Here is an 11589-nt window from a genome sequence, read left to right on the forward strand (position 1 = left end):
CGGACGCTACCCCGCCAGCCGATCGCGTGCGCGATCCTGTCCGATCAGCGGCAGCAGCGCCTTCATGTCCGGTCCGTGGTCGAGCCCGGTCAAGGCGCGGCGGAGCGGAAGGAACAGCGCCTTGCCGCTGCGCCCGGTCTCGGCTTTGAGCGCGGTGGTAAGGGCGTGCCACGGGTCGCCATCCCAGGCGACCACGTTGGTCAGCCGTGCGGCGGACGCGAGGAACTCGGCATCGGCCGGGTCACGCTCGGTGGTGATCGGCCCCTCGATCACGCGCCACCAGTCGGCAGCCTCCGCAACCGTCGCGAGATTGGGGCGCACCGCCGCCCATTCCGCTTCGCCCATGCCCGCGGGCAAGCGATCCGCGACCTGCGCAAAATCGAGCTGGTGGACGATCTTGGCGTTGAGCCCCGCCAGTTCCGCTTCGTCGAAGCGTGCGGGCGCGCGGCCGAATTTGGCGAAGTCGAAGCTTTCGACCAGTGCCGCCACGTCGACCAGCGGCTCGACCGGCAGGCTCGTCCCGATCCGCGCGAGCAGCGCGCGTACCGCTTCGGGCTCGATTCCGATCTCGCGGAAATGCGCGACGCCGAGCGACCCCAGCCGCTTGGACAATTTGCCTTCTGCGCCGGTCAGCAGCGCCTCATGCGCGAAGGCGGGCGGCGCAACACCCATCGCCGCGAACATCTGCAACTGGAGCGCAGTGTTGGACACGTGATCCTCGCCGCGCACGACATGGGTGATTCCCATCTCGGCATCGTCGATCGCGGAGGGGAGCATATATAGCCACGATCCGTCGGCACGGCGGATGACCGGGTCGCTCATCGTCGCTGCATCGAATTTCTGGGGCCCGCGGATCAGGTCGTCCCAAACGATCGGCGCGTCGTGGTCGAGCTTGAAGCGCCAGTGCGGCTGGACGCCCTCCGCTTCCAGAGCGGCCCGGTCCGCGTCCGACAGCGCGAGCGCGGCGCGGTCGTAGATCGGCGGCAGTCCGCGCCCCGCGGCGATCTTGCGCTTGAGGTCGAGTTCCTGCGACGTTTCGTAGGCAGGATAGATCCGGCCCGCATCGCGCAAGGCCGCGAACCGCGCCTCATATAGCGCGAAGCGGGCGGACTGCCGTTCCTCGCCATCGGGGACGAGGCCGAGCCACGCGAGATCCGCGCGAATCGCCTCGACGAAGCGTTCCTCGCTGCGTTCCGCATCGGTATCGTCGATCCGCAGCCAGAACTCGCCGCCCTGCGCGCGCGCCCACAGCCAGTTATGGAGGGCAGCGCGGATGTTGCCGACGTGAAGGTGCCCGGTAGGGGAGGGTGCGAAACGCGTGCGAACGGTCATTCCATCGGCCTACGCACGGGCACGCGGCGGGGCAAGCGTCGGCGAACGCGACGTGCCGATCCGATCAACCCCTTTCGCGATGCGAAAGCCGCTTCTAAGGGAGGGGCGACTTTTTTCGTAACGCTTGGTCGAACACAGGGGCACCCGCACATGAAGCTTTTGACCGGGAACGCCAACTTGCCCCTGGCGCGCGACATCGCCGCCTATCTCGAGATTCCGCTGACGCAGGCGAGCGTCCGGCGCTTCGCCGATGAGGAAGTGTTCGTCGAAATCCACGAGAATGTCCGCGGCGAGGACGTCTTCGTGATCCAGTCGACCGGATACCCTGCCAACGACAATCTGATGGAATTGCTGATCTGCATCGATGCGCTGAAACGTGCGTCGGCGAAGCGGATCACCGCGGTGGTGCCCTATTTCGGCTATGCCCGACAGGACCGTAAACCGGGGCCGCGCACGCCGATCTCGGCCAAGCTGGTCGCCAACATCATCACCGTCGCGGGCGCGGACCGTGTGCTGTCGGTCGATCTCCATGCCGGGCAGATCCAGGGGTTCTTCGACATCCCGACCGACAATCTGTTTGCCGCCCCCGTGATGTCCGCGGATATCCTGACGCGTTACGGGGACCGCAATTTGATGGTCGTCTCCCCCGACGTCGGCGGCGTGGTGCGTGCGCGGTCGCTCGCCAAGCGGCTCAACAACGCGCCGCTCGCGATCGTCGACAAGCGTCGCGAGCGCGCAGGTGAATCCGAAGTGATGAACATCATTGGCGAGGTCGAGGGGCGCTTCTGCATCCTGATCGACGATATCGTCGATTCGGCGGGCACACTGTGCAACGCGGCCGCCGCGCTCAAGGAAGCGGGCGCGGAGGGTGTCGCGGCTTACGTGACCCACGGCGTTCTTTCGGGCGGCGCGGTCGCGCGGGTCGAGGGCTCGGCGCTCGAGGAACTGGTGATCACCGATTCGATCGGGACACATGAAGTGATCAACGGGGCCAAGCGGATCCGCAACCTCACTATTGCCCCGCTGCTGGCGGAAGCGATCCGCCGGATCGCGGACGAAAGCTCGGTGTCGTCGCTGTTTGACTGAGGACTGGGCCGCTCCCGGCCCAACGTCCGTCATTCCCGGCGCAGGATGGCGGGGAGGCGAACCCACAAGGGGTGGATTCGTCGCGCCCGCTGTGCTTTAGGCACTCACAAACCCGACCCCGGAAAGGCACGAACCCATGAACATCCACGAATATCAGGCCAAGGAACTCCTGGCGAAATTCGGCGTGCCGGTTCCCGCGGGCTTCTCGGCCATGTCGGTCGAGGAAGCCGTCGCGGCATCGGAAAAGCTCCCCGGACCGCTCTACGTCGTCAAGGCCCAGATCCACGCGGGTGGCCGCGGCAAGGGCAAGTTCAAGGAACTTGGCCCCGACGCAAAGGGTGGCGTTCGCCTCGCCAAGACCGCTGACGACGTTCGTGCGGCTGCGACCGACATGCTCGGCAACACGCTGGTGACGATCCAGACCGGCGATGCGGGCAAGCAGGTCAACCGCCTGTACGTCACCGACGGCGTCGACATCGCCAGGGAATTCTACCTCGCGCTGCTCGTCAACCGCGCCACTGGCCGCGTGTCGATGGTTGCCTCGACCGAGGGCGGGATGGACATCGAAACCGTCGCGCACGACACGCCCGAGAAAATCCACGCGATCGACATCGACCAGGCGACCGGTTTCCAGCCGCATCACGGCCGTGCCGTTGCAGCAGCGCTCGAGCTCAAGGGCGATCTTGCCAAGCAGGCCGCGAACGTCGCGTCCAAGCTGTATGACGCGTTCATGGGCACCGATGCCGAGCAGATCGAGATCAACCCGCTCGCAGTGACCGAGGACAACAAGCTCCTCGTGCTCGACGCGAAGGTCGCATTCGACGGCAACGCGCTGTTCCGCCACAAGGATCTGCTCGCGCTGCGCGACGAGACCGAGGAAGATCCCGCAGAGCTAGAGGCGTCGAAGTACGACCTCGCCTACATCAAGCTCGACGGCGACATCGGCTGCATGGTCAACGGCGCCGGTCTTGCGATGGCGACGATGGACATCATCAAGCTCAACGGCATGTTCCCGGCCAACTTCCTCGACGTCGGCGGCGGCGCGAACAAGGAGAAGGTGACCGCGGCGTTCAAGATCATCCTGAGCGATCCTGCGGTGAAGGGCATTCTCGTCAACATCTTCGGCGGGATCATGCGCTGCGACATCATCGCCGAGGGCATTGTTGCCGCGGCGAAGGAAGTGAACCTCTCGGTGCCGCTGGTCGTCCGCCTCGAGGGTACCAACGTCGAGAAGGGCAAGGAAATTCTCGCTTCCTCGGGTCTCGCGATCGTTCCAGCGAACGACCTTGGCGATGCCGCCAAGAAGATCGTTGCCGAGGTTCAGAAGGCCGCCTGATTCGGCTTCACGTCTCGAAAACAGGGGGGCTGGGCGGAAACGTCCGGCCCCCTTTTTCGTTGAGACAGAGTTGGCTTCGGCGCAGCCGGGCAGATGCCGTTACGGCAATGCGGGATTTCCATACCGGACTTGCGAAAAGCACGGAAAATAGCCATCTGATCGCCAGATGCACCGCCTCAAAGCCGGGCGGCGAACGCAATCGACCTTGGAAGGGATAGCCGATGAAGGTGCTGGTACCGGTCAAGCGGGTGCTTGATTACAACGTGAAACCCCGCGTGAAAGCGGACGGGACGGGCGTCGATCTGGCGAACGTCAAGATGAGCATGAACCCGTTCGACGAAATCGCGGTCGAAGAAGCGATCCGCCTGAAGGCGCAGGGCGTGACCGAGATCGTCGTCGTCTCGATCGGCGAGCAGAAGTCGCAGGAAACGCTGCGCACCGCACTCGCGATGGGCGCGGACCGTGCGATCCTCGTTGTCAGCGACACCCGCGTCGAGCCGCTCGGCGTTGCCAAGATCCTCGCCAAGATCGTCGAGGAGGAACAGCCCGACCTCGTCATCCTCGGCAAGCAGGCGATCGACGACGACAACAACCAGACCGGCCAGATGCTCGCAGGCCTGCTCGGCTGGGGCCAGGGTACGTTCGCGTCCAAGGTCGAGATCGCCGACGGGTCGGTCAACGTGACGCGCGAAGTCGATGGCGGGTCGGAGACCGACACGCTCAAGCTGCCCGCGATCATCACCACCGATCTGCGCCTCAATGAGCCGCGCTATGCGTCCTTGCCCAACATCATGAAGGCCAAGTCCAAGCCGATGGCGAACAAGACGCCCGCCGATTTCGGTGTGGACGTCACGCCGCGGATCACGACGCTCAAGGTGGTCGAGCCGTCCAAGCGGTCGGCCGGGGTCAAGGTCGCCGATGTCGACGAACTGGTGATGAAACTCGCAGCGATGGGGATTTCGAAGTGAAGACGCTCGTTTGGGTCGAACATGACGGCAGCGCCGTCAAGGATGCCACGCTTTCCGCGGTAACCGCGGCAAGCAAGCTCGGTGAAGTCCATCTGCTCGTCGTCGGGCAGGGGCTCGACGCGGTCGCTGCGGCGGCGGCGAAGATCGCGGGCGTCGGCAAGGTCCATGTCGCGGACGACGCGGCATTCGCGCATGCGCTCGCCGAGAACGTCGCGCCGCTGATCGTCGAACTGATGGGCACGCACGACGCGTTCGTCGCGCCGTCCACCACCCACGGCAAGAACATCGCGCCGCGCGTCGCCGCGTTGCTCGACGTCATGCAGATCAGCGACATCCTGTCGGTCGAGAGCGAGGACACGTTCACGCGCCCGATCTATGCGGGCAATGCGATCGCGACGGTCCAGTCGTCGGATGCCAAGAAGGTCATTACTGTCCGCGGCACAGCCTTCGACAAGGCCGCGACCGAGGGCGGCAGCGGCGAGATCGAAGCGGTTGCGTCGACCGGCGACAAGGGTCTGTCGACCTTCGCGGGATCGGAAATCGCGGCGAATACGCGTCCGGAACTGACCAGCGCGAAGATCATCGTCTCGGGTGGCCGCGCGCTCGGTTCGGGCGAGAAGTTCCATGAACTGATCGATCCGCTGGCGGACAAGCTCGGCGCGGGCGTCGGTGCGAGCCGCGCCGCGGTCGATGCGGGCTATGCCCCGAACGACTATCAGGTCGGCCAGACCGGCAAGATCGTCGCGCCCGAAGTCTATGTCGCGGTCGGCATTTCGGGGGCGATCCAGCATCTCGCGGGGATGAAGGACTCGAAGGTCATCATCGCGATCAACAAGGACGAGGACGCGCCGATCTTCCAGGTCGCGGACATCGGGCTGGTCGGAGATTTGTTCAAGATCATTCCGGAATTGACCGAGAAGCTCTGACGCACGATCCGGTCAGTGCGACATAGGAACGGGCGGCCCGCGGGTCGCCCGTTTTGTTTTGGTAACGCAACATTGTTAATTGTCGGCTGCCCGATTACTCTGCATGAACCACATGTTGCTCGGGGGGGCAGCGTGTTCGAGTCGGCAGGTTCAGCGAATCGCTCGCGCGCCACGCGTGGGGGCTCGCGGTTGAGCAGCGCATCGGTCCGCTGAACCTCGTCTCGTTCCACGCCGGCCACGGGTCCGTCCGGCATGAGAGCGGTATCACGCAGTCGGTTGCGGCTCGAGCGGCGGCACGCTCCGCAGCGTCAGCGCGATCACGAGCGCAGCCCCCGCCAGCACCAGACAGAACAGCGTCACGCCGGGCCAGCCAGCGCGAGTCCAGGCGATTCCCCCGGCCGAGCCCAGCACGCTCGACCCCGCATAATAAAAGAACAGGTATAGCGCCGCGCCCGCGCCCCGGTTTTCGGCCGACCGGCGACCGACCCACGCGCTCGCGATCGAATGCGCGCCGAAGAAGCCGATCGTCGCCGCGGCGATTCCGCCGATCACACTCCATAACGGGGTCGTGGCGGTCAGCCCGATGCCGAGGATCAGCAGCAGCACCGGCATCCAAAAGATCAGCCGCCGCCCGCGCCGCCCGGCCAGTCCGCCGAACCAGGCAGAACTCGCCGATCCGAGCAGGTATAGCAGGAAGATCGCACCGACGGCCGCGTGCCCAAGCTGGTAGGGCGGGGCCATCAGCCGGAACCCGACGTAATTATAGATGGTGACGAAGCATCCCATCAGCAGGAACGCCTCGGCATAGAGCAGCGGAAGCGCACGGTCCGCAAACAGCGCGCGCGTGATCTGCCACGCGCCCCCGCGCTGCCGGGACCGCCGGATAAAGCCGCGCGATTCGGGGGCAAGCCGCCGAAACGCCTCTGCCATCGCCAGCCCGGCCAGCCCGACGATCCCGAGCGCCCAGCGCCAGTCTGCGATGTCCGCGATCAGGCTGACCCCCAGCCGTCCCGCCATCCCGCCGATCGCGCTGCCCGCGATATACAGCCCCATCGCCGAGCCGACCGATCCCGCATCGACCTCCTCCGCGACATAGGCCATCGCCACCGCGGGGACTCCCGCCAGTGCAACGCCGGTCGCAAACCGCAGCGCGAGCAGCGTCGTCCAGTCGGGCGCGACCGCGGTGGCGAGGCTGAACAGGCCGGCCAGGAACATCGCGGCGACCATCATCGGCCTGCGCCCGATCCGGTCCGACAAAGCGCCCGCGAATAGGATGCCGATCGCAAGCGGGCCGGTGGCGAGCGACACCGCGAGGCTCGCGCCCTCCGCATTCACCGCGAATTGCTGCGCGAAGACGGGCAGCAACGGCTGGACCGAATAGAGCAGCGAGAAGGTCGAGAAGCCTGCGAACAGCATCGCCAGCGTCAGTCGTCGATAGCCTGCCGTCCCCTTGGCGTGGGGCTCCATCAGAACCCGGACAACAGGCTGGCGACGTTCGCCCCGAGCGCGTCGACCGCATAGCCGCCTTCCATCGCGATTACGCTCGGCCAGCCGCAGGCGGCGATGTCGCGGGCGAGCACGGCGTAATCGTCGGTCGTCAGCTTGAAATGCGCGATCGGGTCGCTTTCCCACGTGTCGGCACCGAAGCTGACGACGAGCAGATCGGGCGCGAACCGGGCGATTGCCTCCAGCGCCTGGTCCTGCGCACGGCGGAACGGGGCGAGCTGCGACCCTTGGGGCAATGGCAGGTTGAGCGTGGCACCTTCCCCGTCGCCTGTGCCGGTCTCGTCGGCATGGCCCCAGTAGAACGGGTAATCGCTTGCCGGGTCGGCGTGGATGCTTGCGTAGAACACGTCACCGCGATCCCAGAAGATGTCCTGCGTCCCGTTGCCGTGGTGATAGTCGATGTCGAGGATCGCGACGCGCTGCCGTCCGGCGTCGCGGGCGGCCTGCGCGGCGATCGCGGCGGTGTTGAGGTAGCAATAGCCGCCATAATAGTCCGCGCCCGCATGATGGCCGGGCGGGCGGCACAAGGCGAAGGCGGCGCGCTCGCCATCGAGCACGGCATGGGTGGCCGCGAGCACGCTTTGCGCGCTGGCATGGGCCGACTCCCAGCTTTGCGCGGTCAGGGGGGTGGAGGCGTCGAAACTGTAGCGACCGATCTGCCCGTCGATCCGGTCGAGCTTGAGCGACCTGCGCCCGACCACCGGCCAGACATAGCCCATCGCATCCCCCGGCCGTCCCGCTGCGGCCCAGCGCGCCGGACCTTCTCGGAGGAAATCGAGATAGTCGTCGGTATGGACCGCGCGGATCGCCGCATCGCCACGATCCTCGGGCGTTTCCGCGCCCCCGATCGCCCGCAGGATCGTCTCGGCGCGGGCGGGCGTCTCGGCATAAGCGGTGAACCCGCCATTGTGGAGTTCGCGCGCGGGCGCATGCGCCAATTGCCGGGGAGAAAAGAACTTACGCATCACGGACCTTCGTTGGGCTCAGCCGCAGGACCGCATAGCCGGCGATCGCCGCCAGCGTCGATCCGGCAAGCACGCCGATTTTGACCTCGTCCTGCAACGCCGCGTTGCCGGGGAAAGCGAGTCCTCCGATAAACAGGCTCATCGTGAAACCGATCCCCGCCAGCAACGCGACGCCGTACAATTGCATCCACGTCATGCCGGCCGGGCGGCTCGCGATGCCGAGGCGTTCGGCGAGCGCGACGCCGCCGAAGATCCCCGCCTGCTTGCCGAGGAACAGACCACCGGTGATGCCCAGCACCAGCGGGTCGAGCGCCACTGCGGGGGATATGCCTGCGAACGACACGCCCGCATTGGCGAAGGCGAACAGCGGCACGATCCCGAATGCCACCCACGGCGACAGGGCGTGTTCGAGCTGGTGGAGCGGCGATTCGGCGGCTTCGGGCAGTCCGGGCGACTTGGTCACGGGGATCAGCGCGGCGGTGACGACGCCCGCGACCGTGGCGTGCACGCCCGACAGCAACACCAGCCACCACAAGGCGACGAACCCGACCAGATACGGCCAGATCGCCATGACTCGCCGCTGCTTGAGCGCCAGCAGCAGCAGCACCACGCCCACCGCCCCCGCCAGCGCGATCAGGTCCAATTGGCTGGTATAGGCGACCGCGATGATCGCGACCGCGCCGCAATCGTCGACGATCGCGACCGTCGCGAGGAACAGCTTTAGCGCCGGACTCGCGCGGGCCCCGAGCAGCGCAAGCACGCCGATCGCAAAGGCGATGTCGGTGGCCGCCGGGATCGCCCAGCCGGAGCGATAGGCGGGGTTGCCCCCGGCGATCGCGAGGAAGACGAGCGCCGGAACGATCATCCCCGCCGCAGCCGCGATCACCGGGAGCCGGCGCCGCTCGGGCGAGGAAAGCCGTCCGTCGACGATCTCGCGCTTGATCTCCAGCCCGACGAACAGGAAGAAAATCGCCATCAGGCCGTCGTTGATCCACAGATGCACGGTCATCGGCCCGATCGCGGGCGCGAGCACCGGGCCGGTCGCGAAATGCAGCGCGTGGAAATACGTCTCGGCGAGCGGCGAGTTGGCGACGATCAGCGCAAGCGCCGCCGCCGCCATCAGGATGATCCCGCTCGTCGCCTCATGCGCCAGGAACGTCCGCGCCGCCGAGCGGATTTTCCGCACGACGCGGGGCGGCTTCGGAAGGTGGGCCATTGCTCCGCCTACCGCGTGGGAGCGACGGGGGAAACCGAAAGCGGCACCCGCTTACTCCGCCGCCAGCGTCTCTTCCGCGCGCTCCTGCGCCTGCCGGTTCCACATTTCCGCATAGAGCCCGTTCTTGCGCAACAGCACCGCATGGCTGCCACGCTCGACCACTTGTCCCGCCTCGAGCACGACGATCTCGTCGGCATGGACCACGGTCGACAAGCGGTGCGCGATCACGATCGTGGTGCGCCCGCGCTCGATCGCTTGCAACGTATCGAGGATCTCGCCCTCGGTCCGGCTGTCGAGCGCGCTGGTCGCTTCGTCGAGGATCAGGATTGGCGGGTTCTTGAGTAAGGTCCGCGCAATCGCGACGCGCTGCTTCTCGCCCCCCGACAGTTTCAGCCCGCGCTCACCCACACGGGTGGCATAGCCGTCGGGCTGGCGCTCGATGAACCCCGCGATCGCGGCCCCGCGCGCAGCGTTCTCGATCTCGGACTCGCCCGCACCCTCGCGGCCATAAGCGATGTTGTAGCCGATCGTGTCGTTGAACAGCACCGTGTCCTGCGGCACGATCCCGATCGACGAACGCAGGCTCGCTTGCGTGACTTGCGCGATGTCCTGCCCGTCGACCGTGATCCGCCCGCCGGTGAGATCGTAGAAACGATACAGCAACCGCGCGAGCGTCGACTTGCCCGCACCCGATGGCCCCACCACCGCGAGCGTCTTGCCCGCGGGGATATCGAGGTCGATCCCCTTGAGGATCGGCATGCCATCATCGTAACCGAAGCGCACGCCCTCGAACCGGACATGCCCGCGTGCGATCGCAAGCGGCTTGGCACCGGGGATGTCCACCACTTCGGACGGCGTATCGATCAGGTCGAACATCGCGCCCATGTCGATCACGCCCTGCCGAATCGTACGATACACCATGCCGAGCAGGTCGAGCGGACGGAACAGCTGCGCGAGCAGCGTCGACACCAGCACGACGTTGCCCGCGGTAAAACGACCCTGGCTCCAGCCATAGACGACCAGCGCCATTCCGCCGCCCATCATCAAATTGGTGATCAGCGCTTGCCCGATATTGAGCCAGGCGAGCGAATTCTCGGAGACGACCGCGGCATTGGCATAGGCCGCCATCGCCGCGTCATACCGCTTCCCCTCGCGCTCCTCCGCGCCGAAATATTTGACCGTCTCGAAATTGAGCAGCGAATCGACCGCATGGCTGACAGCACCCGTGTCGAGATCGTTCATCCGTGTGCGGAGCGCGGCGCGCCAGTCGGTCACCCAGCGCGTGAAGACGATATACACCGCCACCATCACCAGCGTGCCCGCGACCAGCCCGAATCCGAACTTGGTCCAGAAGATCCCGAGCACCAGCGCGAGTTCGAGCACCGTCGGCGCGATGTTGAACAGCAGGAAATACAGCATCGTGTCGATGCTCTTGGTCCCGCGCTCGACCACCTTGGTGACCGCGCCCGTGCGGCGTTCGAGATGGAAGCGCAGCGACAATTGGTGGAGATGGCGGAACACCCCCGCGGCAAGACGGCGCGTTGCATCCTGCCCAACGCGTTCGAACACTGCGTTGCGCAGATTGTCGAACACCACCGACCCGAACCGCGCCGCGGCATAGCCGATCACCAGCAGGAAGATCAGCGACACGACCGAGGGCGTCGTCGGCCCGCCCGCCATTCCGTCGATCGCGCCCTGCAGCGCGAACGGCGCGCCATACACTTGCACCAGCTTGGACGCGACGACGAGCAGCATCGCGCCGACGATCCGCAGGCGCAATGCGGGCGCATCGGCGGGCCATAGATAGGGCAGGAAACGGCGCAGCGTCGGGAGCATCGGGCGCTCGGGCGCGGTCGAAGTGGTTGCGAGATCAGGTGGCATCGAAAGGGCATGTAGTCCTAGTCAAGCCGGACCGAAAGCGGCTGGTGGAACAAGCAGAGCGCTTCATCTGTTTTATCGGCGAACGGAGAAGATGATGGACTCGCTTTTCTACGTCATGGCGATCATGGGATGCGGCGATGGCAGCATGGCTTGCCAACAGGCGCGCGTCGAGCAAGTGCAGTATCGCTCGATCGCACAATGCCAGGCCGCGATGCCCGCAGCGCTCGCGCGCAATTCGGATATCGACTATCCTGTGGTGAGTGCGTCGTGCCGCGCAACTGGTGCACGACTGGCGCAGGCCAAGACCGCCCGCCCGCAGAACGGCTGATTGCCACGCGAATAATAGGTGCGCAAAAACGACTAGGCCCGCCGG

At 66.1% G+C, this 11589-nt stretch carries 10 protein-coding genes; 5 read left to right on the plus strand and 5 right to left on the minus strand.

The annotated features are described in order from the left end of the window. Window positions 1-6: 6 nt before the first annotated feature. Window positions 7-1332 carry a glutamate--tRNA ligase gene (gene gltX / locus ABIC17_RS00940; RefSeq protein ID WP_354278787.1) on the minus strand — a complete coding sequence of 442 codons (1326 nt, stop codon included), beginning with the start codon at window positions 1330-1332 and terminating at the stop codon, window positions 7-9. A 150-nt stretch (window positions 1333-1482) separates the two neighbouring features. On the opposite strand from gltX, the gene ABIC17_RS00945 reads away from it, so the two are divergent. From ABIC17_RS00945 to ABIC17_RS00960, 4 genes are all read left to right on the plus strand, one after another. Then, window positions 1483-2418 (plus strand): ribose-phosphate pyrophosphokinase, encoded by a 936-nt coding sequence (locus ABIC17_RS00945; RefSeq protein ID WP_354278788.1) that lies wholly within the window; start codon window positions 1483-1485, stop codon window positions 2416-2418. Between the two features lie 136 nt (window positions 2419-2554). Beyond that, a complete protein-coding gene (gene sucC / locus ABIC17_RS00950) occupies window positions 2555-3754 on the plus strand; it encodes an ADP-forming succinate--CoA ligase subunit beta (RefSeq protein WP_354278789.1) in 1200 nt (399 codons plus the stop codon). Window positions 3755-3975: 221 nt separating this feature from the next. Then, a complete protein-coding gene (locus ABIC17_RS00955) occupies window positions 3976-4722 on the plus strand; it encodes an electron transfer flavoprotein subunit beta/FixA family protein (RefSeq protein WP_354278790.1) in 747 nt (248 codons plus the stop codon). After that, a complete protein-coding gene (locus ABIC17_RS00960) occupies window positions 4719-5648 on the plus strand; it encodes an electron transfer flavoprotein subunit alpha/FixB family protein (RefSeq protein ID WP_354278791.1) in 930 nt (309 codons plus the stop codon). The genes ABIC17_RS00955 and ABIC17_RS00960 overlap by 4 nt, the downstream gene beginning before the upstream one ends. Window positions 5649-5912: 264 nt before the next feature. On the opposite strand, the gene ABIC17_RS00965 is transcribed toward ABIC17_RS00960, so the two are convergent. From ABIC17_RS00965 to ABIC17_RS00980, 4 genes are read right to left on the minus strand one after another with little or no spacing between them, the layout of a single operon-like run. Beyond that, a complete protein-coding gene (locus tag ABIC17_RS00965) occupies window positions 5913-7115 on the minus strand; it encodes an MFS transporter (protein WP_354278792.1) in 1203 nt (400 codons plus the stop codon). Continuing rightward, window positions 7115-8119, minus strand: coding sequence for a histone deacetylase family protein (locus ABIC17_RS00970; RefSeq protein ID WP_354278793.1), 1005 nt, complete (start codon window positions 8117-8119; stop codon window positions 7115-7117). The genes ABIC17_RS00965 and ABIC17_RS00970 overlap by 1 nt, the downstream gene beginning before the upstream one ends. Beyond that, complete coding sequence (gene nhaA, locus ABIC17_RS00975) at window positions 8112-9335, minus strand: Na+/H+ antiporter NhaA (RefSeq protein WP_354278794.1); 1224 nt, start codon at window positions 9333-9335, stop codon at window positions 8112-8114. The genes ABIC17_RS00970 and nhaA overlap by 8 nt, the downstream gene beginning before the upstream one ends. A gap of 51 nt (window positions 9336-9386) precedes the next feature. After that, entirely contained in the window at window positions 9387-11216 is a 1830-nt protein-coding gene (locus ABIC17_RS00980) for an ABCB family ABC transporter ATP-binding protein/permease (RefSeq protein WP_354278795.1), read from the minus strand. A gap of 91 nt (window positions 11217-11307) precedes the next feature. Here ABIC17_RS00980 and ABIC17_RS00985 point away from each other — a divergent pair, with 91 nt between their 5' ends. Continuing rightward, the gene (locus ABIC17_RS00985) at window positions 11308-11544 is read left to right on the plus strand and encodes a hypothetical protein (RefSeq protein WP_492725803.1); all 237 of its coding nucleotides are present in this window, start codon (window positions 11308-11310) and stop codon (window positions 11542-11544) included. Window positions 11545-11589: the final 45 nt, after the last annotated feature.

Origin of the sequence: Sphingomonas sp. PvP056, from assembly GCF_040549155.1 — a bacterium.
In the GTDB taxonomy this organism is placed as follows: Bacteria; Pseudomonadota; Alphaproteobacteria; order Sphingomonadales; family Sphingomonadaceae; genus Sphingomonas.

Bases quoted from the DNA above. Each gene is read 5' to 3' on its own strand.
- ABIC17_RS00980 (WP_354278795.1), bottom strand. From the start codon at position 11,216: ATGCCACCTGATCTCGCAACCACTTCGACCGCGCCCGAGCGCCCGATG.
- gltX (WP_354278787.1), bottom strand. From the start codon at position 1,332: ATGACCGTTCGCACGCGTTTCGCACCCTCCCCTACCGGGCACCTTCAC.
- ABIC17_RS00985 (WP_492725803.1), top strand. From the start codon at position 11,308: ATGATGGACTCGCTTTTCTACGTCATGGCGATCATGGGATGCGGCGAT.
- ABIC17_RS00945 (WP_354278788.1), top strand. From the start codon at position 1,483: ATGAAGCTTTTGACCGGGAACGCCAACTTGCCCCTGGCGCGCGACATC.
- ABIC17_RS00970 (WP_354278793.1), bottom strand. From the start codon at position 8,119: ATGCGTAAGTTCTTTTCTCCCCGGCAATTGGCGCATGCGCCCGCGCGC.
- ABIC17_RS00955 (WP_354278790.1), top strand. From the start codon at position 3,976: ATGAAGGTGCTGGTACCGGTCAAGCGGGTGCTTGATTACAACGTGAAA.
- nhaA (WP_354278794.1), bottom strand. From the start codon at position 9,335: ATGGCCCACCTTCCGAAGCCGCCCCGCGTCGTGCGGAAAATCCGCTCG.
- sucC (WP_354278789.1), top strand. From the start codon at position 2,555: ATGAACATCCACGAATATCAGGCCAAGGAACTCCTGGCGAAATTCGGC.
- ABIC17_RS00965 (WP_354278792.1), bottom strand. From the start codon at position 7,115: ATGGAGCCCCACGCCAAGGGGACGGCAGGCTATCGACGACTGACGCTG.